Source organism: Pseudomaricurvus alkylphenolicus, from assembly GCF_011683955.1.
GTDB lineage: Bacteria > Pseudomonadota > Gammaproteobacteria > Pseudomonadales > Cellvibrionaceae > Pseudomaricurvus > Pseudomaricurvus alkylphenolicus.
On record NZ_JAAQPI010000003.1, the window covers coordinates 369,925 to 393,612 of the forward strand.

The window sequence follows — 23,688 nt, forward strand, 5'->3', positions numbered from 1 at the left end:
CTTATTTTCTTATATAAATTTTAAGCCCAGTCCCTCGGGGTCGGAACGCACCACCTGCAGCTGTAAAAGAGGGCCATCACCGCCTGGCAAGTCCAATACCTGTGCCTGTAACACCTCGCCCACCGAGGGCGCCGGATTACGGTTAAACAACAGGTACACACCGCCGTCGGAGATATCCCGTGTAGTGGTTTCCACCTTGCCAATGGCTTCGTGAAGAATACTGATGCGACACCGAAATGGCGTGCGTACGCCAATTCGCTCTCCTCCCAGGCCTGCAGATTTTTGATTATGTTGCTGCTGATCCGAACTTTCTGGTTTATCAGTTATTCCCGGATTCATTGGTCGCTCGTTTTTTTTCGCGTTTTTGTTATAACCGCTTTTCGCGTTTACCAATTTGCTATTGCAGCAGGTCTGTACAACTTTTTTTGCCTGGTGGTGCCGATCAAACGAAGTCCGTTGACGCTCCGAACGACCAGTATAACCACACAACTGAATAAAAATCACCCAAAAAATAAGGGACGAATGTTCTAATTTCGTCCCTTCGGATTTCTAACTGTCGAGCAAATCTGACATTAACCGTTTAAGCCATTCGGGAAGTGTGGATAAATCAGGCTTTGATTTCCGCGCCGTCCACCTTCTGGAATCCCCTTGGCAGTTTATTGCCCCGTCGCCCACGTTCCCCCATATAGTGGTCAAGATCGGTGATTTTCAGAGTCAGATGACGCTTACCGGAGAACACTACCAACTGCTCGCCAACACTGATCACCTCCAGGGCGACCACATACTCCTCACGGGCCTGAACTCTGGCGGAAGGAATATTCATGATCTTATTGCCCTTACCGCGGGCCAACTCCGGCAATTCACTGACAGGGAACACCAACAAGCGCCCCTCGCTGCTGATCGCCGCCAGCAGATCCGTAGTGGCGTCCTTCACCATTAACGGCTTGAGCACCCGGCCCCCTTTGGGCAGCGTAAGCGCCGCTTTGCCGGACTTGTTTTTACTGTAGAGGTCACCCAGATTACCCACAAAACCGTAACCGGCATCCGAAGCCAACAACACCTTCTGGTCATCCGGCCCCATCAATGCTCCCTCGGGCGTGGAACCACTGGGCAAGTTAAGGCGGCCACTGACCGGCTCCCCCTGCCCCCGCGCCGACGGCAGAGTATGTGCCCCCAAGGCGTAACTGCGGCCGGTAGAATCGAGCAGAATCACATTTTGATTCGACTTGCCCTGTGCAGACAATTTGTAGCTGTCACCGGATTTATAATTCAGTGCCGTCGGGTCAATATCATGCCCCTTGGCGGCGCGAATCCAGCCCTTCTCGGAAATCACCACCGTGACCGGATCACTGCCCAGAAGATCGCTCTCGCTAAATGCCTGAGCCTCTGCGCGACTGACAATGGGAGAACGGCGCTCATCACCGAACTCCTCCGCAGCGGCCAATAGCTCCTTCTTCACCAGCGTTTTCAGACGACGGGCGGAATCCAGAGTCTGCTTCAGGTTCTCGCGTTCCTTCTCCAGAGCCTCCTGCTCCTCACGGATTTTCATCTCCTCCAGTCGCGCCAACTGACGCAATTTGGTATCGAGAATATACTCCGCCTGCATCTCGGTCAGATCAAAGCGCTTGATCAAAACCGGCTTGGGATACTCCTCATTGCGGATGATATGAATCACTTCATCCACATTCAGGAACACGATCATCAACGCCGCCAGGCGCTCCAGACGCTCCTCAACCTTGGTCAGACGATACTGCAAACGCCGACGCACCGTAACCATACGGAAGCTGAGCCACTCCGTCAGGATCTTATCGAGCGACTTCACCTGAGGCAGACCGTCAATGCCGATCATATTCAAATTGACCCGGTAGGTACGCTCCAGATCCGTGGTGGCAAACAAATGATTCATCATCGCATCGATATCAATACGATTGGAGCGCGGCACAATCACCAGACGGGTCGGATTCTCATGATCCGACTCATCGCGCAAATCCGCCACCATCGGCAACTTCTTAGCCTGCATCTGAGCCGCGATCTGCTCCAGCACCTTGGCGCCACTGACCTGGTGCGGCAATGCGGTGACCACTACGTCACCCCCATCCGTGGACCACAGCGCCCGCATTCGCACACTGCCGCGCCCGGTTTCGTATAGTTTCTGCAGATCCGCCTTGGGCGTAATAATCTCCGCCTCGGTCGGCATATCAGGACCGGGGATAAACTCCACCAGATCCGCCACCGTGGCAGCCGGGTTTTCCAGCATATGAACCGTGGCATTCACCACCTCTCGCAGGTTATGCGGCGGGATATCCGTCGCCATACCCACTGCGATACCTGTGGTGCCATTGAGCAATACATTGGGAACCCTGGAGGGCAAAACCGAAGGCTCGTCCATGGTGCCATCAAAGTTCGGCACCCAGTCAACCGTGCCCTGACCCAGCTCCGAGAGCAGCGCCTGACTGTACTTCGTCAATCGGGATTCGGTGTACCGCATCGCCGCAAACGACTTGGGATCATCCGGAGAACCCCAGTTACCCTGCCCGTCCACCAACGGATAGCGATAGGAAAACGACTGCGCCATCAGCACCATTGCCTCATAGGCAGCAGAATCACCATGGGGATGGAACTTACCGATCACATCACCCACGGTACGGGCGGACTTCTTGAACTTGGCCGTCGCACTGAGTCCCAATTCGCTCATGGCGTAGACAATACGCCGCTGCACCGGCTTCAGGCCATCGCCGATATTGGGCAGGGCCCGATCCAGAATCACGTACATGGAATAGTCCAGATAGGCCTTTTCCGCGTAAGTCTTCAGGGAAATCTGTTCAGTGGCGTCCTGAGAGGTCACCTCGGTGGTCATAAAACATCCTAACTGTGCAAAAGACGAATTCCCCTGCTGATTATTTGAGCCAAAAGCGGCGTTATTGCGGGGGACTGCAAGGGAGTAAGCTTATACCAGAACCTGGGGGGAGACTCTAGTGTCTTGATTCCTAAGCTCGATATGAAATGGCAGCAAAGTGCCATAACCGGTCTTAGAAATTCGCAGGATTGGTACTCTGACGGCGTTGTTTATGCGTAGGGCGGATTAGGCGCTTGCGCCGTAATCCGCCGGTTCTTCCGGAGATGTTCGTTGGCTTCGGCCCGGTTTTTAACACCCTTGAATGTGCCTGCAACAGGTGATTTATACACGGCCGCCGCCAATTTAAACCTTCGGAGGATCGGTGGATTACGAAGCGCAAAGCGCTTCTAATCCACCCTACGTCGTGCGGCCGTTGCGGACATCATCGAAGGCCCATGGTGCCCTGAACCAGGATTATGAACTTCCGGTTATGGCACCTTGCCGACAACGCCCGAGTTCCATTTCTTTAGGGTTTAAAGCTTAAAACTTGGCAGAAGCGGTCAACCACAACTTATCGGTATCCACACTGAAATCATCCGCGGAATAATCGGAATACTTCAGACTCAAACCAACAGGACCAAATTTCTTGGCAACCACAAAGCCAATTTCGCTACCCAAATCATCCATACCAGACGCATCGGAATCATCGGACGCAAGACTGTGATAAACCACACTCAACTTCACACCAGCCAATTTGGTGGAAGCCGACACGTACAAATCCTCGATGCCACCCGTGATATTGCCGGTACCGCCACCCAAGAACTTATCATTCCAACCCTGGAACTTATGCAGTGTTGCCAACGGAGTACTAAACTGACCGTCAGTACCATCAGCACCCAACAACTCATAACCACCCTTCAGAGTGACACCACCCAGCTTATAAGAAGCCTCGGCAAACACATAATCTGCATCATAGCTGTTAGGGTTATCACCGCCATCAGACTGAGTCGCGTACTCCAATGCATAACCGAAATCACCACTCTTACCGGCAAAACGCAGACCATAAGTATCCGACGAATAGTGCAGCGCATTCTCGTTATCAATCAAATACGCATAACCCGTCAAAGTACCTGCCGACAGACCCGTATACTTAACATTCAAAAGATAGGTGTCATTCTCGTGATCACCAATCGCACTGTCTTCACCGAAGATGCGATTCACATTGTTAATGTTGGCGAAAAAGATCGTCGTATCCGGCAGACTCTTGTTCGTGATACTCACACCATCGTAAGTCTGCTCATTCTGACGAAATCCCACACCACCGATAAAACGCTGGTTATCCAACAAGATCCGCTGACGACCATACTTCACCGTCGTCTCACCAAACTTATAGGCCAGATAAGCCTGATTAACCTCAGTACCTTCGGGGTCGGCCACCCCACCCTCGAAATCAGAAATATGAGTCGTATCGTCCATCTCGATCAACGCACTGACACCCTGATAGGCAGCACTTTTATAGGTCAGGCGAGTCTTGAGCGAAGTCAAATCGACCTTATCGCCACCATCAACGTCTACCTGTTCCGCACGCATGCGCAAACTCAAAGTGACATCGCCCTCTTTCAGGGCGCCTGCGATAGTGTCTGCAGCAAATGAAGGCATAGCAGATGCCGTTGCGGCGATAGCGACGGCACTGGCCAGCAGGTTTTTCTTCAGTGATTTCATGGTTATCTCCTAACTTTTCCTAAATTAAAAATCTGTGTCTGTCTATTCCCGGCGCTTTTGACTGGCATTTCCGCCTATTTTTGGTCCGATTTGATATTTTTGTTTCAGACCTGATTTATTTAGAACCTTTGCCAGCTTGCTGCTGTGTCACTCCTTCGGGAGTTACCTCAAACCTACTTTATGAACTACCTTTCATTGAGCAACTTCCGGGCCAGCTTTAAGCATTCACATATCTACAAATTTCAAGACTTATGCAGCCTCACTCTTGCTTTCGTTTGCGGTAGCGGTCGCCTTCTTCTGGGTCATGGGCTCCACCTTACGCTGCTTCTCGTACAGGAACTTCAGTACCTCAGAACGCAGATGCGTATACTCGGCATCCTCCGCCAGTGCCAGGCGATCACGAGGTCTTTCCAGATTGATATCGAGAATTTCACCCACGGTCGCGGCCGGGCCATTGGTCATCATTACAATGCGATCAGACAACAGTACGGCCTCGTCCACATCGTGTGTGATCATAATGACGGTATTATTCAACTCCGCCTGGATCTCCATCAACGAATCCTGCATATGCGCACGAGTCAATGCATCCAGAGCACCAAAAGGCTCATCCATCAGCAAAATCTCAGGCTGCATGGCCAGTGCACGAGCAATACCGACACGCTGCTTCATACCGCCGGAAATTTCATCAGGGCGCTTGTACATGGCGTGGTCCATGTGCACCAATTGCAGATTGTGTTCAATCCATTCCTTTTTCTCGGCCTTGCTTTTGTTTTTGCCGAACACCTGATCGACTGCCAACTCAACATTTTGGTACGCAGTCAACCAAGGCAATAGCGAATGATTTTGAAATACCACAGCCCGCTCCGGCCCCGGCTCCGTCACCTCCTTGTCGTTTAGCAACACGCCGCCGTTGGTCGCCTGGTAAAGACCGGCCACAACGTTCAACACTGTAGACTTGCCACAGCCGGAGTGGCCAATCAGAGAAACAAATTCACCTTTTTTGATTTTTAGGCTCACATCACTCAGCGCGGTGAAGGGTCCTTTTGGTGTGGGAAACACCATGTCGATGTGACTGATATCCAGCAATACACTCATGTTGATTCTCCTTTAATTCCTTGATTCAAATGGGTCAGGTTAAGATGCACAATTAGCGGTCAGCGCTGCTCTTGTCCCAGGAAACATAGCGCTGCAGCTGCAACATGCCCCGGTCAAGCAGGAAACCGATAAAACCAATCACCAGAACCGCCGCCATAATTCGAGCCAGAGAGTTGGAGCTGCCGTTCTGAAATTCATCCCAGACAAATTTGCCCAACCCCGGATTCTGCGCCAGCATTTCCGCGGCGATCAGCACCATCCAGGCAACCCCCAGCGACAATCGCATACCGGTAAAAATCATGGGAATAGATGCCGGCAATACAATCTTGCGCACGTGGGTCATTGCCGGCAGACGCAACACACGGCTGACGTTTACCAGATCACTGTCGATGGACGCCACTCCCACGGAAGTGTTGATCACCATCGGCCACAGGCAACACAGCGTCACCGTTATCATAGAGTTGAGGAACGACTTGGATACCATCGGATCGGGAGACACATAGAGCGCACTGACCACCATCGTCACCAGAGGCAACCACGCCAGCGGTGATACCGGTTTAAAAATCTGCACGATCGGGTTGATCGCAGAGTTCAGGGTTTTGCTCAACCCCACTGCAATGCCGAGGGGAATCGCCATAGCAGCAGCAACCAGAAAACCACTCATTACCGTCACCAGACTGGTGGCGATCTGATCGAGAAAGGTTTCTTTGCCCGTGTAGGCGCGAATTTTGGGCACATAGTCGGGATCCTTTTCCATTCGTGCCGCGTTGCGTTTTTCCTGGCGCTCGTAAAAGGCGGCTTCCTTGCCGCGTTCAGTGGTGTGCTCCTCATAGAGCGAACCAAACTGTTCCCACACCGCCGCAGGGCCAGGGAACTTGCCCAGGGAGGTATCGATATTTTGTGCGGCAGCAGACCACAACAGCAGGAACCCGAGGATACCCAGCAGAGGGATGACCGCCATCCTGGTGATGTTATTAACCATGTCTTTCGCCTTCGGCGAGAGCACCTGGTTGTCGCTCAACTTACTGACAATAGATGTTGCTGTCATGATCTGTTCCTATTTCTTTTTTCCGCGTTTAGATCTTGTCGCCGGACTTCAAACCGATGGCAAACTTGTTGATGTACTCGTTGGGCTTGGTGCCATCGTAAACAATGCCGTCGATAAAGTGAGTCTGGGGATCGCGAAAGCCATCTTCGGTGGCAAAGTCAGGAAACTCTTCGGCTTTGATCAAACCTTCGTCCACCAGAGATTCAGCCGCCGCTTTGTAGATGTCGGGGCGATAGACTTTAGCCGCCAACTCTTTATACCACTCGTCGCTTTTATCATCAGAGATCTGACCCCAACGACGCATCTGCGTCAGATACCAAATCGCGTCGGAGTAGTAGGGATAGGTCGCGTTGTAACGGAAGAACACGTTAAAGTCGGGCACTTCACGCTTGTCACCCTTCTCGTATTCAAAGGTACCGGTCATACTGTTAGCGATCACATCGTAGTCCGCGCCAACATAGTTGGACTGCGACAGAATCTTCACGGCTTCAGGGCGGTTGGAGTTGTTGTTTTCATCCAGCCACTTGGCGGCACGGATCAGCGCGCGAGTCAGACGAACGGTAGTATTGGGGTACTTCTTGGCGAACTCAGCAGTGATACCAAAAACCTTTTCCGGATTGTCCTTCCAGATTTCGTAGTCGGTAACAACAGGAACGCCGATGCCCTTGAACACGGCCTGCTGGTTCCAGGGTTCACCCACGCAGTAACCGTAGATGGTTCCCGCCTCAAGAGTCGCCGGCATCTGTGGCGGAGGCGTTACGGACAACAATGCATCCGCGTCGATTTGACCGGAGGTATCGCCTTTGTGCGGGGCATAATAACCGGGGTGGATGCCACCGGCGGCCAGCCAGTAACGCAGCTCATAATTGTGAGTGGAAACCGGGAATACCATACCCATATTAAAAGGCTTACCGTCGGACTTGTATTTTTCAACCACCGGTTTGAGAGCATCTGCTTTGATAGGGTGAACCGGGCGACCGTCGTCCATCTTGGGAATATTTGGCTTCATTTGTTCCCAGATATCGTTGGATACCGTGATGCCGTTACCATTCAGGTCCATCGAAAACGGCGTAATAATATGTGCTTCGGTTCCAAAGCCCATGGTGGCTGCAATGGGCTGGCCGGCAAGCATATGGGCACCATCGAGACGACCGTCGATAACACCATCCAACAATACCTTCCAGTTGGCCTGAGCTTCGATCGTGACGTACAGGCCTTCATCTTCGAAGTAGCCTTTTTCATAGGCAATGGCAATGGGAGCCATGTCCGTCAGCTTGATAAACCCGAAACGAAGCTCCTCTTTTTCCGGATACCCCAGTTCTTCAGCCTGAACAACGCTGGCGGTAAAACTCACTCCCACACAGGTTGCGCTGATCACAGTCGCGGATAACGCGCGCTTAAACGGCTTTAACCAATTCATGTTGCTTCCTCTTTTCCAAGTTCAAAAAAAAACGCCCATACTCAACACGCCGACTATCAGCATCTTGGGTATGAGCGCCTTTGCTCGGAGAGGTAAGACTCCGCTGTCTTACCTCAATCTCATTTGTGTCCAAGCGGGAGACTGGTGAGAAACCATCGCCGTTGACGGTTCGCCCTTATAAGCTCCCTGGATCGTTTGCTCTGAACATTCAGTGCATATTTTTAATAATGCAGACAGTGTGCCAACTTCCAAAAGCGGGAATTAAAGGGGAATTTCGTTGGATTTTACGGGTCTCTGCACCAGCTTTGCGCAACATTGCACTCAATTGTGGCCAGCGGATGCAATTTTGGAGTTTCGGACTCAGAAATGGATGACAGGGAGCGGCTCAATATAGGGCAAAATGAACTGTGTTGGGGCACCCTGCATTTGAGATGCCCCTAGCGCAACTGAAACAACACATCGTCCTTGACCCACACATCAAACAGCAACACTTGGTCATCACCGGCAAATATACCGTAGGTTTTGCAGAAACTGCCGCTGCTGATGTCCCGGTAAGGGGTCGAGACCACAATGTGATCCGGTTGAATCTGCCTCATGGCGATTAACTGGGCGAAGTAAGGCCGATGACTCCAGTTGCTGCCCAAATAGTGGCTTTCCCGGGCCACCTCGCCCGGAGAAAACTCCAGATTACCGGATAACTGAGTCCCGCTGCTATCACATAAGTAGCAGCGTAAGATGCCGAGCCGTTGCATCAACTGAAGATCAATGGCGGTTGTCAGTGTTTCAAGGCACCCGGCGTGAGTAAATATTTCACCCAGCTGGCGAACCTGAGCCGCCACCTTGCGATTGTGTTCGAAGCTGCCCGATAAATGTTGGCTCTTACGTTGAAGATAGCTTGATTTCAATTCTGTCAGCTGCTCACAGTAGTAATCACCTGCCACTGGCGCCGGCAAAGCACCGTCAAACAGCCAGCCCTGGATCAGATCCGCACCGCACTCAATCGCAAAATGCAGCTCCTGCTCGGTCTCCACCCCCTCGCAGATAATCCGACTGCCCGCTCGCTGTGCCAGGGCGGTGATTGACAGAACCACATTGGCTTCCGCTCCACCTTTTGAAGCCCGGCGGAACAGATCCATATCCAGCTTGATGTAGTCCGGTTGCAACGCAATCAGGCGATCCATCTGTGAGGCTCCGGCGCCAAAGTCATCAATGGCGAGGCGAAAGCCGGCCTGTTGGTACTGACGTGCCAAACGCTGCAGATTGGCAATCTGTCCGTTGCACTCCGTAATTTCAACCAACACCCTCGATGGATCAATACCACTTTCCCGAACCATGCTGACAGTCGGGCTGATCGCCTCCTCGGACAACATATCCACCCAGTCCGGAGATATGTTGAGAGAAATAAACCCGGCATCAACATTGTTACTAAAGCAACGCAAAGATTGTCGACGCAACTGACGGTCCAATGCCAGTTTACGTGCCGCTGGAATGCCGGGATTGAAAAACATCGCTCCCGCAGAAATCAGTTTGCCGCTTTCCAGTCGCTGACGGGCCAATGACTCGTAGCCCGCTACGCGTCCGCTCGCCAAATGAATGAGTGGCTGAAAGTGTGCCTCAAAACGGTCCATCGCAATGATCGGGTCCTGCTGATTCAACCTGCGTACTGATGAAAGATTTAAAGAAATAGTAACCTCCTCTGGCAAGGTTCGCGCAGAAGAGGTCATGAGTTAGAGACGCCTCTGCATTCCCTGTTCCGCGTCAGGCGGGTTGTTGCTGAAATTGCTGGTCCTTGATGATGTCATCATACTGTTCGTGGAGACCATCCAGAGCTGCCGAAGCCAATGCGAAGAAGTCTTCGGCGCTGATCTCCGGTGTATCTTTGATCACCTTGCTGTTGATACAGGTTAATAGATCAGAAACTTTCCGCCGCTGGTGCTCGCTGGGTTCAATTTCACGCCACAACCGACCTGTATTGGCCTCAATCATCTGGCACAAATAGTTCAATCGAATTCTGGACACGCTGTCACAGTGCTGAGCAGCCGATACCCCAGTACCGATCGCTCGTGCCTGGCCAATATATTCAGCCGCACCAAGCATCTCTCGCCAGGATAGGTGCAGAGGCTTGTTGTTCACACTCCTCAGCGTCATAAGATCACACTGGCGCGCCATGTCGTCGATCAGATACAGTACACTCTGAATCAGGTTGTTGTGCTGCGTCAGATTGTTTTCCGGCGACAGGTTTTTGAAGTTGCCCGCCAATCTTGCCCAATGCTGGGTAATATTCTGCCAGCGTTCATTTTCCTCTATCAGCACATCCACTCTGGAGGCTTGCCGCAGATCCTGACTCACTCGCCCCTGAATCTGTTGTAAATCGGCGCTGGCCGCGTGGTTTCCATGCAGGTATCCGTTACTGAGCCCACGGTGTTTTTGAATATTTGACAGCAGCGACTTGAGATTCTTTAACCATTGCAGGCCTTTTTCCTGGCGGCGCTGCAAAGTAACCTGGTGCTGGCGCAGAGCAATAACGATAATTCCCGCAAGTAGCAGCGGAATGACCAAAACTGAATAGGAAAGTGCGAATTCAGGCATAGTGCTCCTCCTTCTGACCACACAGCTGATACAGATGACCGGCAATATTCGACGACTGCACCGCCATTCGACTGTTTTCTCCAGCGGCTACGGCAACTTCTTCGATATTTTCCGAGATTTCCCGAACTGCCTGATTCTGCTGCGAGGCGGCCTCCGAAATCGCACTGACCATGGAGGAAACCGACTCAGTATGTTCAGCAATTTTTGCAAACATATCCTGGGTACCCAGCGTCTGCTCCAGGGTTTTATCCGCTCGTGCGACCACCCCATCCATACTGGTTTTGACGTCCGCCATACTGCCTTGAATATCTTCGACAGTAACGCCGATTTCCTGGGCGGATTCGTAACTGCGAGTGGCCAGCGCCCTGACCTCTTCCGCAACCACAGCGAATCCACGTCCATGTTCACCCGCACGCGCCGCTTCGATAGCTGCATTCAGGGCCAACAAATTTGTTTGCTCGGCGATGTCGCGGATCACAGTGGACATCGAAGCCACCTGCTGGGTTTTGTCGTTGAGTTGTGACATTTGTTCAAAGGTATCAGAGGCGCCGCGGGAGACTTCTTCCATCTGCGCCTTCATTGCCTCCACTGCCGCCATGCCCTCGCATCCGAGCTGATTGGTTTCGTCGGCGGAGTGATAAGCCCCTTGTATACGACCGGAAACTTCCTCAATACTATGACTGATTTCGGTGACCGCCGCCGCAATAGAGTTGGTTGCCTGGGATTGCTGAAGGGTATTACTGGCGAGAAGCTCGGAATTGGAATTCAACTCGCTGGCTGAAAAACCGATTTCCGATACCGTATTGAGGAAACCCTCGTTGAGTCGGCGCTCCTTACTGGCGAGCAACAACAAAGAACGGTCTACATCAACCAAAAGACCATCGGATTCCAGGATCAGGTCTTCTCCGTTGCCACCAGCATCGAGATCAAGTTTTTCCAAAATTTCCGCCGTTGCCAACAGACTGCTGCGCAGCACATAGATAAACCCAAAAGACAGATATACGAGACTCAGCAACAGACCCCACCGCACCGCTGACCACTGAGGCTGCGCCAGTGTTATTGCCAGAGAGGCAAACAGCACGAGAAGAAGTGCGCATCCGCTGCGAACACCCAGAGCTCTGAGTAAAATTCTGGCTGGAGCGAGTATCATAGTCACCTGCTTGCCCCGCAAGGCAGTTAATGCTTTAAGTTGAAGCGCGGAACTTCCCGTAGCTTCAGAGTCATTCCGCGCGCGGTCTAACTGCTGGCCTGAGTCTCCAACAGCGACAGAACGTCGATAATCGATTCCGCAACCGCGGACAGCGTCTTGCCTTTGTCCATCGCCATTTTACGCAGGGCTTTATAGGCCTCGTCTTCACTCAACTGACGATGCTTCATCAACATCCCTTTTGCCCTGTCTATCACACGCCGTTCAGCCAATTTGCCTTTGGTTTGCTCCAGCTCTTCGCGTAACTTCTGATTTTCCGAAAAACGAGCCATGGCAATGGAAATAATCGGGCGCAGTCGATGCGCCTGAATGTCATTTACGACAAAGGCATTCACCCCGGCCTTTACAACCGTTTCAATTAACCTGGGCGCTTCCTTTTCCGCAAACATCACAACAGGCCTTGGGTCTTGATCACGCATACTGCTCAGCTGACCCAAGGTATCCGAATCCGGCTCGTCAATACCGATAACCAGCACGTCGGGCCGCTGCAACTGCACCTCATGCGTTAAATTACTGCTGTGGGTCAGCCGCGCCACCAGATTAAAGCCAGAGTCCAGCAAGCCGCGCTTAAGCACAGAATGCCGTTCTGGATCAGCATCCAACAACAACACCGTTCTGGCGTCCACGCCAGCGTCATAATCGCTGTCAGATGATGGGAGTCGTCGAGACAATGAGTTCACCGCCGTCACCGTTACTACACCGAGAGCTCCCCAGTGCACCAATACCAAGGCGTCAGCACGAGGTACAAACGCCGCCACCAAGTTCTTTTGCCAAAACCGTGCCAACCGGTTATTAACGGCTAAATGTCGACTTCTGGCGGTGCCTTGAAGGGCAGTGATGCACTAAATACAGGCAGGAATCGGGAACTGAACACTTGATTGGGGCGAAGAGAGGCTAATCAACCAGCTCCATAGCCATCAGAATGGCGTCCTCACGGCCACCATTGGGGGCAGGGTAGTAATTCTGTCGAATCCCCACTTCGGCAAATCCGGCTCCGAGATACAAGGCAATGGCAGGCTCGTTGGATTGCCGAACTTCCAGAAACACCCGGCAGGCGGGTGGCGAAATCTGTTTGAGACAGAGGCCGAGAAACGCACCTCCCAGCCCCAGCCCCTGCTGCGCAGGATCCACGACAAAATCGAGCAACTCGGCTTCATCGAGAACCAGCGAAAAGACCGCAAAGGCCCTTATCTCTTGCCCCTCAAGCAAGCCAAAGACCCGCTGCCGCTGCAGCGAACGGCTCATGTTGGTTTCGCTCCAGGGGTGTGAATGGGCATCGCGTTCGAGCACCATCAGTTGAGACAGTGCCGATTCATCGAGAGTGTGCAGCCGCAGAGTGCGCCCGTTGAATTCCAGGGCATGCGCGGAGGCTATTGGGTCAACCATCTGCCGGGAAGCGTCGCAGAGGCTGCAGCGCCCGCCAGGCATCGGCCTTTTGCTCGGGGTGTTGCAACAAATCCGACAGGCTGGGGATCACCGCAACCTTGATCGACAACTCAGGCAGGTTCAGGATTTTGCCGAGACACTGGCGATAGAAGTCGTCGTCAACAAAATTAGAGGTGATATTGTCCTGCTGCTGGGGGGCGATATAGCGGCAGGCATCCTCGCCCATCAACAGCAGATGCTTGACTGGCTGACTCTCCAACATGGTCTCGATCATGGCCGCCAGGGTATCGCGTGCCTCGCCCGCACCTTGGGCCGCATGGGGATTGTTCACCATGGGCCATCTGACCACTTCTGCCGGCGGCAGGGGCGCCCTGGGAAAACCCAAGGCCGAGAGCATGTTGATCAGCAGGGGTTCGGTAGGCAGCGCCAGTTCCGCATGACGGCTGTCGATCACCAACAGCTCTTCACCAATACGCCACCAGGACAGCGCAAATTTGGGAACCGGGGCGTCCAGCGAAGCCAGCAAAGAGGCCGCCGGTGAGGCTTTTTGCGGGCCGGCGCCACCTGAGATGGCTGGATCACTGGAAGCCGGAGACTCTTGGGCGGGTGTTTCAGCCAGCACTTTGAGCGCGTCGGCGGGAGCGCCAACCTCAGCGGTTGGTGCCCGTTGAGGCGCTGCTGACGGGTCAGCTGAACTGGCGGCGGTAACTGTCGAAGCATCGGCAGCAACACCTGGAGATGCACCAGCAGCTTCTGCAGGTCGTTCAGCCTCATCATTGCCCGGTGACAACACCGGCTGACAATACTGGGGCTGGGGGGCCATCGGCAGGATCCAGCGAGGCATATAGCTGTCGATACCCATGGCATCGAGATAGGTCTGTCGCTGGATTTCGTTGATTGCCATCGGCGCCCCTGTCGTTATGGAAAATAGTTATGCAGAATCCGTTGATGCAGAAAGAATCCGTTTGGTCACACCCCGGTATGCTGGGGATGCGCCTTGACGCCGGATTCTAACAGATTCAGCGCATGCAGGTAGGCCTTCGCGGATGCCGCAACTACGTCAGTATCGGCGCCAACGCCATTAACGATGCTGCCAGCGCGGGAAAGACGCACCGTCACATCACCTTGAGCCTCTGTACCCGCTGTAATCGCGTTCACCGAATACAGCGCCAGCTCCGCATTACTGTTGGCCACCTTTTCAATGGCCTTGAATACCGCATCCACCGGACCACTGCCGTCGGACTCGGTGGACACGTTTTCGCCATTTTTGGTAAAGCTGAGCTTTGCCAGGGGCTTTTCGCCGGTTTTGCAGTTAACTTCCATGGACTCAAACGCGTATATCTCTGCGGTAAATTCCGCTTCAGCGTCTGATACCAGAGCCTGCAGGTCTTCATCGAAGATTTCGTGCTTTTTGTCCGCCAGCTCCTTAAAGCGCTTGAAGGCGTCGTTAAGAGACTCCTGGGAATCAAAGGAAATACCCAACTCTTCAAAACGTGCCTTCACCGCGGCACGGCCAGAGTGCTTGCCCAGTACCAACTTGTTGGTGTTCCAGCCTACATCCTCGGCCTTCATGATTTCGTAGGTTTCACGGTGCTTAAGCACACCATCCTGATGAATACCGGATTCGTGGGCAAAGGCGTTGGCGCCGACGATGGCCTTGTTAGGCTGCACGGGGAATCCGGTTACTGTTGCCACCAAGCGCGAAGTGGGCACGATATGCACAGGATCGATGCGCGACTCCACCGGGTAGAAGTCTTTGCGGGTATTCACCGCCATTACCACCTCTTCCAGAGAGGCGTTACCGGCACGCTCACCCAGACCATTGATGGTACATTCCACCTGCCGTACGCCGTTCATCACCGCTTCCATAGAGTTGGCGACGGCCAGACCGAGATCGTTGTGGCAGTGGGCCGAGAAAATAGCCAGATCGGAGTTAGGCACATTCTCGATCACATTCTTAAACATCACACCATATTCAGCAGGAGTGCCATAACCCACGGTATCGGGAATATTAATGGTGCGGGCACCGGCCGCGATCACCGCCTCAACAATGCGATACATAAACTCGGGCTCTGTACGACTGCCGTCCTCCAGCGAGAACTCCACGTCGTCACAGAGATTGCGCGCCATTTTGACCGCTTCAACCGCTTGAGCCAGAACCTGATCCGGCTCCAGCTGCAGCTTGTACTTCATGTGGATCGGCGAAGTGGCGATAAAGGTATGAATACGGCCGGAATTGGCGCCTTTGACCGCATCACCGGCACGCTCAATATCGGGGCGCACGGCGCGGGCCAGACTGCAGATGGTGGAGTCCTTAACAGCGGCGGCCACAGCCTGGACCGCTTCAAAATCGCCGGGGCTGGCAATCGCGAAACCGGCCTCGATCACATCGACCTTCATCTTCTCCAGCATTTTGGCAATGCGGATCTTTTCGTCTTTGGTCATGGAGGCGCCGGGGCTCTGCTCGCCGTCGCGCAAGGTAGTATCAAAAATTACCAGATTATCTTTTTGCATGAATTCTGCCTCAGTCGTCACTCACACCGAGTAACAACACATAAACACCCAGGTATTGGGCGCGGATTTAAAGTATAGGTTTCTTTCTGGGGTGTACGCTTAGAGGTACGCTGCGATGGAAAAAATAATTACACTGCCCAAGGCAGTCGCAGCTGAGCGCGCAGTAGAGTCACCGCCAGCCCGGAGGGACGGATCAACAACTGGGAATGTTGGCAAAAAGCGCGCATGGGGGGTATCCGGTTCAGGATGGTCTATGGAGCACATTATGGAAGAGGCAGCCCTCTCAAATCAACAGTCATCCTAAAAGAAAGTGAAAATTGGGACAGAATAACAAAATCACCACTTTATAGCCTTTCTTATGCAAGGACCATCATATAAATTTCCATAATTTAGGATAGTTTAGACTCAGAATAAAGTTAAGCCTGCCCCGGGAAAGACCCCCACACGACAATTTGTGACAATTCGCACGGACTGTGGCATAACAGCGGCAAGAATCCTTGCTTGAATAGCTTGCGGCAACCTTTCAATCCCGCCGACCCGGAGATACCAGATGCGCGCCATTGCGAAAACCTCTCTCACCCTGCTTGCAGCCGGCCTGATGTTATCGGCCTGCAGCAGTAACGACACCAAACTGCACAAGAGCCTGAGAGAAACCTTCGACACTGAAATTACCGCCAATGGCAGCAAGATGTTCACCTTCGAACTCACCACCAAACGCCCAAGCGGACCGAGAGAAACCCCCAGAGTCAAAACCGAACGCAACGGTGATAAACCCAGATCCTCTGGCCTGAGCAAGAAAAAGCTCAAATCCCACCTGCATAACCGCCTGGACCAGAAGCTGGTGGAAAACGGCTACTGCCGTGAAGGCTACCTCGTCCTGGACAGCTTCGTCGCCAGAGGCCACGCCAGTCTCAGGGGCGAATGCCGGGAAACCGCCACCAGCGGCGACAGAGAAAAATTTCCGAACCAGGCGTGATTGGTATCAACCGGCGCAACGGCCGCTGAAATCCCGTGTTCAGGTTGGATTCTGCTACATCGATGGCGGGCTCTGACCTTATTACCTGGACCAGTGCCACAATCATGGTGGGTTACGCCTTCGGCTAACCCACCCTACGCGCAATTCCGTAGCAGCGCGCTCCGAGCGCGACCGATACGAAGTGCCCAAACCTGTCGCGCTCGGAGCGCGCTGCTACAGCTAACTCGCCACAAACTGGCAGCGGCCGATCCCCATCTAACCACTGACCCTAAACGAAAAAGGGCTCGCAAACGCGAGCCCTTTTTCGTTTAGGGAGGCAATCCGAGCGCTGCACCAATGCAGCCACAACGCTCGGGATTGGCCGCCCAGGGGCGAGGATTTTCTTTCGAGATCAAGGCGGTTGAGAGACCTGGAGCGCAGCGTACTACAAGTACGTGAGCACCAGCAGCTCTCAACCAACGCAGAGATCGGAAGAAAAGACCGCCCCTGGGTGGTCAATCACATCATGCCTGGCATTCCGCCCATTCCACCCATGCCACCCATATCAGGCATGGCAGGACCACCGGCACCGTCTTCAGGCGCATCAGCAACCATGGCCTCGGTGGTAATCATCAGACCAGCAACAGAACCGGCAGCCTGCAGCGCAGTACGGGTTACTTTGGCAGGATCCAGAATACCCATTTCCAGCATGTCGCCGTACTCACCGGTACCAGCGTTGTAACCCTGGTTGCCGTCGGACTTCTTCACCTGGTCAGCAACAACAGAAGCTTCGTCACCGGCGTTGGCAACGATCTGACGCAGAGGGGCTTCCATGGCACGGCGAGCGATGGCGATACCAGCGTCCTGATCTTCATTGTCACCTTTCAGGTCAGCGATAGCAGCAACGGCACGGATCAGAGCGGTACCACCGCCAGGAACCACACCCTCTTCTACCGCAGCGCGAGTAGCGTGCAGCGCATCTTCAACGCGAGCCTTCTTCTCTTTCATTTCAACTTCGGTCATGGCGCCAACCTTGATCACGGCAACACCACCAGCCAGCTTGGCTACGCGCTCTTGCAGCTTCTCACGGTCGTAGTCGGACGAGGACTCTTCGATCTGAGCGCGGATCTGACCAACGCGGGCTTCGATGTCAGCCGCAGCGCCGGCACCGTCAACAATAACGGTGTTCTCTTTGCTCATAGTCACGCGCTTGGCAGTACCCAGGTGCTCCAGAGTGGTGCTTTCCAGGTCCAGGCCAACTTCTTCAGAGATAACGGTGGCGCCGGTCAGGATAGCGATATCCTGCAGCATGGCCTTGCGACGATCGCCGAAGCCAGGTGCTTTACAGGCAGAAACCTTAACGATGCCACGCATGTTGTTCACAACCAGAGTGGCCAGGGCTTCGCCTTCGATGTCTTCAGCGATGATTACCAGAGGCTTGCCAGCCTTGGCAACGGCTTCCAGAGTCGGCAGCAGCTCACGGATGTTGGAAACCTTCTTGTCAACCAACAGGATGAACGGAGACTCTTGCTCAACGCTCATGTTTTCCTGGTTGGTGATGAAGTAAGGAGACAGGTAGCCACGGTCGAACTGCATACCTTCAACCACGTCCAGCTCGTTTTCCAGAGCCTGGCCTTCTTCAACGGTGATAACACCTTCTTTACCCACTTTTTCCATGGCTTCGGCGATGATGTCACCGATGGAAGTGTCGGAGTTGGCGGAGATGGTACCTACCTGAGCGATGGACTTGGAGTCTTCACAAGGCTGGGCGATAGACTGAACGTGAGCAACAGCAGCGGCAGTCGCCTTGTCGATACCACGCTTGAGGTCCATTGGGTTCATGCCGGCAGCAACAGATTTCAGACCTTCGTTAACAATGGCCTGGGCCAGAACGGTAGCGGTAGTGGTACCGTCACCGGCGTCGTCAGAAGCCTTGGAAGCCACTTCCTTGACCATCTGCGCGCCCATGTTTTCGTACTTGTCTTTCAGTTCGATTTCCTTGGCAACGGAAACACCGTCTTTGGTGACGGTAGGGGCGCCAAAGGACTTGTCCAGAACTACGTTACGACCCTTGGGGCCCAGAGTGGTTTTTACTGCGTCGGCCAGGACGTTTACACCAGCCAGCATGCCCTGGCGAGCTTCGTCGCCGAATTTTACGATCTTAGCAGCCATGTTACTTAGCTCCCTTGTATGTGTTTGTTTAGCAGTATGTGCGCTTGGCAGTCCATCTGCTGAATTCTAGAACTTATTAGTTTTCAATCACTTAGCTTTCTTTAGCGATGAGTGAGCGAAAATTAACCTTCGATAACAGCTTTGATGTCGCTTTCGCTGAGGATCACCAGCTCTTCGCCATTGACTTCGATGGTGTCGCTGCCGGCGTACTTACCGAAAACCACGATGTCACCCACCTTAACGTCAACAGCACGAACCTCACCGTTATCCAGAGTACGGCCGTTGCCAACGGCAACAACTTCACCCTGATTGGGCTTTTCCTGGGCAGAACCGGGCAGCACGATACCGCCGGCGGAGGTAGTTTCTTCTTCCTTGCGGCGAACCACAACGCGGTCGTGAAGAGGACGAATATTCATGTGTTTGTTCTCCAAAACGTCTGTTTCTGGACAATTGCCGGGCTTGGGGCCCGATTTCTTTAGATTTACGCCCCAGCCTGCCTTAGCACGGCCTGGTCTGGAACACCCGCTCCAGGCCGGGACCCGAAGCGCTAAAACCAAGTGATAAGGAAAATGGGGACCGAAAAACGGATTTCAACACCCAAACGCAAAAAAAATTTAAGGCAGGCGGTCTCGGTCTGAAGAAGGGTCGTGGCGACGGAATTCGCCATCGATAATGTCGCCCTGATTGTGGGATTGATGAGGCCCCTGGCGCTGCCCGCGGCCAGGACCATAGCCCGAGTTGATCACAGTGGCGCGAAATACCAACCCCTTGAGCAGGCGCCCGATCACCAGCTGGCGCAGCCCGGGAATCAGGCAGCTCATCCCAATGGCATCGGTGATAAAACCCGGCGTCAGCAGCAGGGCTCCACCCACGGCCAGGAAAATCCCCTCGACCATCTCCTGAGCGGGAAGTTCTCCGGCCTCCATACGGCGATTGGCGCGAGTCAGGGTGGATATGCCCTGACGCCGCAACAGCGCCAGACCGATCATGGCCGTCAATAGCACCAGGCCGATGGTGGGTAAGGCGCCGATAACGGCACCCACTTCAATCAACACCCACATTTCGACAATGGGCATCACAATAAACAGGAAAAGCAGTGGCATGAGCGCCTCAGTTAACAGATCAATAGGGTAATCATGGCGGCAACCGCACAAACTACAAGGTTGCCACCTTTTGAATTTACCCTACTTTACGACTTTCCAGGCCACTCTTGCCACACCGGTAACAGCTCTGGCGTGATCACCACTCGTAGCCGATGCCGACGGTAACCTTGGTGTCTTCCTTGGAGGCTTCGGTTGGCGGGAAGTTGTCGTAGTCGTATTCGATCTTATATTCCGAGAACAAGCCCGGCCCCAGGGGCATACTCAGACCCAAATCGGCACTGAATTCCCAATCGTCGCTCGCCTCAAAGGAGTAGAGAAACTCATTGGTATTGACCAGCTCGGCATTAAACGGCAACTTGTAGCGAAAGTCGGTAGCGAATCGCCAGGCCGCCCGCTCCTGACTGGACTCCCAGCTGGGATCAGCCAGATCGGTATCCGTCGGGTCCAGCAGTTCCTTGACGTAGTCAAAACCGCTTTCCAGCGCCAGCGCCGTATCCGGGTACTCCCACATCTGTACGCCCACACCCGTACCATAGAGGTAGCGTTCGTCGATATTCTTCGATTCTTCCATGCTGACCCGCAGCTCGTTGTACCAGAACCAGCGCTCCTGGAAGAACCAATCCAGTCGATAACGAGCCTCGTAGTCCTCCACAGCCGCCTCGTCATTGACGGACTTGCTGTCCACATCGAGCGCCATGACATGGCGGAAATCGCCGTGGCGGTATTTGACACTGGCATCCAGATCCAGGTCTTCTTCAATCTTGTTACCCCGGGAGAAGGTTCCGGCGAGCGCCATTTTGCCTTCGTAGATATGGCCATTGGCCTGGAAGGTGGAAAACGGTTCGACCTTATCCAGCGCCAACAGCTCTGTACGCATCTCCCGAGAACGGTCACCACAGACATAGCTCAAGCTGTGATTGCTCACCCCAGTGACCTGGCAGGATTCTTCCTGGCCCTGGATCTTGACCGCCTCGGTAATCGCCAGATCAGCAATTTTGGTCTTATCGATGGTCAGGCTGCCAAAGTTGTCGGACTGCCAGACCAACGATTTTTGATCCATGCGCACCAACTTGCCCTGGATACGGTCACCGTTATTGAGCACCAACTCATCGGCAAACACACATTGGGACAAAAACAGGGTCCCGGCACCCCAAACCAACCGGGAAAGGTAATTGAGCTTCATAACACCACTCATCAAAGGCTGAAAATTAGAATCTGTCAGGGAAGGAATGGCCGCGATTCTAACGAATTCCAACTAAACTGAACAGGTGCTTAACGGCTCTCTCGTCGCATCAATACGATCGCCAGAATAATCGCCGGAATCCCCATCACTGCGGCATAGATAAAAAAGTGGGTATAGCTGCTGGCATCCACAATCACGCCGGAAAAGCCGCTTACGAATTTACCCGGCAATGTCATCACAGAGCTGAACAGCGCATACTGTGTTGCGGTGTAGGCACGGTTGGTCAAACCGGAAAGATAAGCGATAAAGACCGCATTGGAAAACCCGCCACTGAGATTGTCTGCGCTGATCACCAACGCCAGCCATGGCAGCTCCGGCCCCACCAGAGATAACTGGGCAAACAGGAGATTGGTTAACGCAACCAAAACCGCACCCGCCACCAATGGGCGGAACACCCCGTAACGCACCACCAGCAATCCTCCCAGAAAGGAACCGGCAATGGTCATAAAAAAACCGAACACTTTGCCGATAGAGGCAATATCGGATTTACTGAATCCCAAATCCAGGTAAAAGGGATTGGCCATGATCCCCATCACAATATCACTGAGGCGGAACAGGCCGATAAACAACAGAATAAGCAACGCAAAGCGTCCGTTGCGGCGAAAGAACTCAACAAAAGGCGCCACCACCGCATCCACAAACCAATTCAGCGCTCGATTACCACCGGATACTTTATGATGCAGCTCTTGCTCGATTAACTCACTTTCCGAGACCTTGGGATGGGCCGGCTCACTGATCAGCAACACGGTGATCACCCCCACTCCCATCAACAGAGCCATACACAGATAAGCCAGCGGCCAGGAGCCAAAATCGGCGATATATAAAGCACCGGCACCGGCCACCAACATGGCAATGCGATAGCCCAGAATATAAGTGGAAGCCATTGCTCCCTGATATTCAGTGATCGCCGCCTCGATACGAAACGCATCAATCGCGACATCCTGTGTCGACGAAGAGAAGGCCACCAACAGAGCCAATAGAGCCACCTGAACCAACTGCTGCTGCGGATCCGTCATCGCCATCCCCAGCAAACCGATGACGACGCCAATCTGCCCCGCCAACATCCAACTGCGACGCTGGCCGAGACGGCGGGTTAACAATGGCAGCGGCAATCGATCCACCACCGGTGCCCACAGCACTTTGATGGAATAGGTAATGCCCACCCAGCCAAAAAAACCAATAGCCGTGCGACTGACATTCATATCCGCCAGCCAGGCCGACAAGGTGGAAAATACCAACAACAATGGCAGACCGGCAGAGAAGCCCAAAAAGAAAAGCGTCACAACGCGAGGATGCAGATAAACGCGCAGGGCTTCGGACCAGGAAATGGAGTCTGTGGGCATAGTGGACGGCAGTTAACAAATAGTGGCTGGCGGTTAATGAACTGGGCACAGACTATCAGATCATGCCCCTCACCGACAGGATGTACCCGCGGTGGCGATGCTTTATACTGACGGCCACTCTTTGCAGCGAAGTCCCTTTATGAGCGCGAGCGAGTCGCCCATTATCGAAGTCCGAAATCTGGTCAAGCGCTTCAAACACGTTGAGGCCGTCAAAGGCGTATCCTTCTCTATCCCGAAAGGTGTTTGCTTTGGTTTACTGGGTCCGAACGGAGCCGGCAAAACCACAACCATTGAAATGATGGAGGGCATCACCCGACCCGACAGCGGCGAGATCCTCTATAAAGGCACCAGCAACAATCCCCACTTTAAACAGGAAGCCGGCATTCAGTTCCAGTCCACGTCACTGATGGACTATCTCACCGTTCGGGAAGTGCTGGAGCTGTTTGCCAGCTTCTATAAAAAGCCAGTGCCATTGGAGCCGTTGATTCATCGCTGCCATTTGGGGGAGTTCCCTGACCAGCCCGCCGCCAAATTGTCGGGCGGCCAACGCCAGCGTCTGCTGCTGGCTCTTGCGCTCATCAACGACCCCGACATTATTTTTCTGGACGAACCCACCACTGGACTCGACCCTCAGTCTCGTCGCAATTTCTGGAAGCTGATTACAGAGATCAAGCAGCAGGGTAAAACCGTCGTTCTTACCACCCATTATATGGATGAGGCCGAACAACTCTGCGACCAACTGATCATTGTTGATCGAGGCCAGATCATTGCGGAAGGAAGCCCCGAGCAACTCTTGAAAACCCACTTTGAACAGGTGTTCGTCTGCCTGAACAAACACGACCTGCCTGCTCATCTGCAAGAACAGATGGTGGACGAAGGCCCCAACGGTCAGTGGGTAATCGAAACCACCTCGGTTGAAAATACGCTGCAGGATCTGATCCGTCAGGGGGTGCCGCTCAGCTCCTTGCAGGTACGCACACCCACCCTGGACGATCTGTTTCTAAAACTGACCGGTCACAGCCTTCGTGAATAGCAGCGCATTCTACAGGAGACCT

20 protein-coding genes are annotated in these 23,688 nt (G+C 53.5%); 2 read left to right on the forward strand and 18 right to left on the reverse strand.

Features of this window, described 5'->3' with window-relative positions; translation table 11 throughout:
• Positions 1–9: 9 nt before the first annotated feature.
• From HBA55_RS10365 to HBA55_RS10425, 13 genes are all read right to left on the reverse strand, one after another.
• On the reverse strand, positions 10–339 hold the full coding sequence (locus HBA55_RS10365; RefSeq protein WP_166990169.1) for a PilZ domain-containing protein: 330 nt from the start codon (positions 337–339) through the stop codon (positions 10–12).
• Positions 340–607: 268 nt separating this feature from the next.
• Entirely contained in the window at positions 608–2,857 is a 2,250-nt protein-coding gene (gene parC, locus HBA55_RS10370) for a DNA topoisomerase IV subunit A (protein ID WP_166990171.1), read from the reverse strand.
• 519 nt (positions 2,858–3,376) lie between these two features.
• A complete protein-coding gene (locus tag HBA55_RS10375; protein ID WP_166990173.1) occupies positions 3,377–4,558 on the reverse strand; it encodes an alginate export family protein in 1,182 nt (393 codons plus the stop codon).
• 249 nt (positions 4,559–4,807) lie between these two features.
• Positions 4,808–5,653 carry an ABC transporter ATP-binding protein gene (locus HBA55_RS10380; protein ID WP_166990175.1) on the reverse strand — a complete coding sequence of 282 codons (846 nt, stop codon included), beginning with the start codon at positions 5,651–5,653 and terminating at the stop codon, positions 4,808–4,810.
• Positions 5,654–5,705: 52 nt separating this feature from the next.
• Positions 5,706–6,635, reverse strand: a complete 930-nt coding sequence (locus HBA55_RS10385; RefSeq protein WP_240946024.1) for an ABC transporter permease — start codon at positions 6,633–6,635, stop codon at positions 5,706–5,708.
• A gap of 94 nt (positions 6,636–6,729) precedes the next feature.
• Positions 6,730–8,121, reverse strand: coding sequence for a CmpA/NrtA family ABC transporter substrate-binding protein (locus tag HBA55_RS10390; protein WP_166990179.1), 1,392 nt, complete (start codon positions 8,119–8,121; stop codon positions 6,730–6,732).
• A 437-nt stretch (positions 8,122–8,558) separates the two neighbouring features.
• Positions 8,559–9,776, reverse strand: a complete 1,218-nt coding sequence (locus tag HBA55_RS10395) for an EAL domain-containing protein (protein WP_166990181.1) — start codon at positions 9,774–9,776, stop codon at positions 8,559–8,561.
• Between the two features lie 103 nt (positions 9,777–9,879).
• A complete protein-coding gene (locus HBA55_RS10400; RefSeq protein WP_166990182.1) occupies positions 9,880–10,710 on the reverse strand; it encodes a nitrate- and nitrite sensing domain-containing protein in 831 nt (276 codons plus the stop codon).
• Entirely contained in the window at positions 10,703–11,860 is a 1,158-nt protein-coding gene (locus HBA55_RS10405) for a methyl-accepting chemotaxis protein (RefSeq protein ID WP_166990184.1), read from the reverse strand. The genes HBA55_RS10400 and HBA55_RS10405 overlap by 8 nt, the downstream gene beginning before the upstream one ends.
• Before the next feature lie 86 nt (positions 11,861–11,946).
• On the reverse strand, positions 11,947–12,675 hold the full coding sequence (locus tag HBA55_RS38025) for an ANTAR domain-containing protein (protein ID WP_166990186.1): 729 nt from the start codon (positions 12,673–12,675) through the stop codon (positions 11,947–11,949).
• Positions 12,676–12,811: 136 nt separating this feature from the next.
• Positions 12,812–13,303 carry a ribosomal protein S18-alanine N-acetyltransferase gene (gene rimI, locus HBA55_RS10415; protein ID WP_166990188.1) on the reverse strand — a complete coding sequence of 164 codons (492 nt, stop codon included), beginning with the start codon at positions 13,301–13,303 and terminating at the stop codon, positions 12,812–12,814.
• On the reverse strand, positions 13,296–14,207 hold the full coding sequence (locus HBA55_RS10420; protein ID WP_166990190.1) for a hypothetical protein: 912 nt from the start codon (positions 14,205–14,207) through the stop codon (positions 13,296–13,298). Before HBA55_RS10420 ends, rimI begins: the two co-directional genes overlap by 8 nt.
• 65 nt (positions 14,208–14,272) lie before the next feature.
• On the reverse strand, positions 14,273–15,817 hold the full coding sequence (locus HBA55_RS10425; protein WP_166990192.1) for a 2-isopropylmalate synthase: 1,545 nt from the start codon (positions 15,815–15,817) through the stop codon (positions 14,273–14,275).
• A gap of 550 nt (positions 15,818–16,367) precedes the next feature.
• Between HBA55_RS10425 and HBA55_RS10430 the strand changes: the two genes are divergently transcribed.
• Positions 16,368–16,793 carry a hypothetical protein gene (locus tag HBA55_RS10430; protein ID WP_166990194.1) on the forward strand — a complete coding sequence of 142 codons (426 nt, stop codon included), beginning with the start codon at positions 16,368–16,370 and terminating at the stop codon, positions 16,791–16,793.
• Between the two features lie 498 nt (positions 16,794–17,291).
• Here HBA55_RS10430 and groL read toward each other — a convergent pair whose 3' ends face one another.
• From groL to HBA55_RS10455, 5 genes are all read right to left on the reverse strand, one after another.
• Positions 17,292–18,944, reverse strand: a complete 1,653-nt coding sequence (groL, locus tag HBA55_RS10435) for a chaperonin GroEL (RefSeq protein WP_166990195.1) — start codon at positions 18,942–18,944, stop codon at positions 17,292–17,294.
• 122 nt (positions 18,945–19,066) lie between these two features.
• Entirely contained in the window at positions 19,067–19,360 is a 294-nt protein-coding gene (locus tag HBA55_RS10440) for a co-chaperone GroES (protein WP_166990198.1), read from the reverse strand.
• A 198-nt stretch (positions 19,361–19,558) separates the two neighbouring features.
• Entirely contained in the window at positions 19,559–20,047 is a 489-nt protein-coding gene (locus tag HBA55_RS10445; protein ID WP_166990200.1) for an FxsA family protein, read from the reverse strand.
• Between the two features lie 136 nt (positions 20,048–20,183).
• A complete protein-coding gene (locus tag HBA55_RS10450; RefSeq protein ID WP_166990202.1) occupies positions 20,184–21,230 on the reverse strand; it encodes a DUF481 domain-containing protein in 1,047 nt (348 codons plus the stop codon).
• An 89-nt stretch (positions 21,231–21,319) separates the two neighbouring features.
• Positions 21,320–22,633 carry an AmpG family muropeptide MFS transporter gene (locus HBA55_RS10455; protein ID WP_166990204.1) on the reverse strand — a complete coding sequence of 438 codons (1,314 nt, stop codon included), beginning with the start codon at positions 22,631–22,633 and terminating at the stop codon, positions 21,320–21,322.
• A gap of 139 nt (positions 22,634–22,772) precedes the next feature.
• Here HBA55_RS10455 and HBA55_RS10460 point away from each other — a divergent pair, with 139 nt between their 5' ends.
• Positions 22,773–23,666: an ABC transporter ATP-binding protein gene (locus HBA55_RS10460; RefSeq protein WP_166990206.1), complete on the forward strand. Its 894-nt coding sequence runs from the start codon at positions 22,773–22,775 to the stop codon at positions 23,664–23,666.
• Positions 23,667–23,688: the final 22 nt, after the last annotated feature.

Bases quoted from the DNA above. Each gene is read 5' to 3' on its own strand.
- HBA55_RS10365 (WP_166990169.1), bottom strand. From the start codon at position 339: ATGAATCCGGGAATAACTGATAAACCAGAAAGTTCGGATCAGCAGCAA.
- parC (WP_166990171.1), bottom strand. From the start codon at position 2,857: ATGACCACCGAGGTGACCTCTCAGGACGCCACTGAACAGATTTCCCTG.
- HBA55_RS10375 (WP_166990173.1), bottom strand. From the start codon at position 4,558: ATGAAATCACTGAAGAAAAACCTGCTGGCCAGTGCCGTCGCTATCGCC.
- HBA55_RS10380 (WP_166990175.1), bottom strand. From the start codon at position 5,653: ATGAGTGTATTGCTGGATATCAGTCACATCGACATGGTGTTTCCCACA.
- HBA55_RS10385 (WP_240946024.1), bottom strand. From the start codon at position 6,635: ATGGTTAATAACATCACCAGGATGGCGGTCATCCCTCTGCTGGGTATC.
- HBA55_RS10390 (WP_166990179.1), bottom strand. From the start codon at position 8,121: ATGAATTGGTTAAAGCCGTTTAAGCGCGCGTTATCCGCGACTGTGATC.
- HBA55_RS10400 (WP_166990182.1), bottom strand. From the start codon at position 10,710: ATGCCTGAATTCGCACTTTCCTATTCAGTTTTGGTCATTCCGCTGCTA.
- HBA55_RS10405 (WP_166990184.1), bottom strand. From the start codon at position 11,860: ATGATACTCGCTCCAGCCAGAATTTTACTCAGAGCTCTGGGTGTTCGC.
- rimI (WP_166990188.1), bottom strand. From the start codon at position 13,303: ATGGTTGACCCAATAGCCTCCGCGCATGCCCTGGAATTCAACGGGCGC.
- HBA55_RS10420 (WP_166990190.1), bottom strand. From the start codon at position 14,207: ATGGCAATCAACGAAATCCAGCGACAGACCTATCTCGATGCCATGGGT.
- HBA55_RS10425 (WP_166990192.1), bottom strand. From the start codon at position 15,817: ATGCAAAAAGATAATCTGGTAATTTTTGATACTACCTTGCGCGACGGC.
- HBA55_RS10430 (WP_166990194.1), top strand. From the start codon at position 16,368: ATGCGCGCCATTGCGAAAACCTCTCTCACCCTGCTTGCAGCCGGCCTG.
- groL (WP_166990195.1), bottom strand. From the start codon at position 18,944: ATGGCTGCTAAGATCGTAAAATTCGGCGACGAAGCTCGCCAGGGCATG.
- HBA55_RS10440 (WP_166990198.1), bottom strand. From the start codon at position 19,360: ATGAATATTCGTCCTCTTCACGACCGCGTTGTGGTTCGCCGCAAGGAA.
- HBA55_RS10445 (WP_166990200.1), bottom strand. From the start codon at position 20,047: ATGCCACTGCTTTTCCTGTTTATTGTGATGCCCATTGTCGAAATGTGG.
- HBA55_RS10450 (WP_166990202.1), bottom strand. From the start codon at position 21,230: ATGAAGCTCAATTACCTTTCCCGGTTGGTTTGGGGTGCCGGGACCCTG.
- HBA55_RS10455 (WP_166990204.1), bottom strand. From the start codon at position 22,633: ATGCCCACAGACTCCATTTCCTGGTCCGAAGCCCTGCGCGTTTATCTG.
- HBA55_RS10460 (WP_166990206.1), top strand. From the start codon at position 22,773: ATGAGCGCGAGCGAGTCGCCCATTATCGAAGTCCGAAATCTGGTCAAG.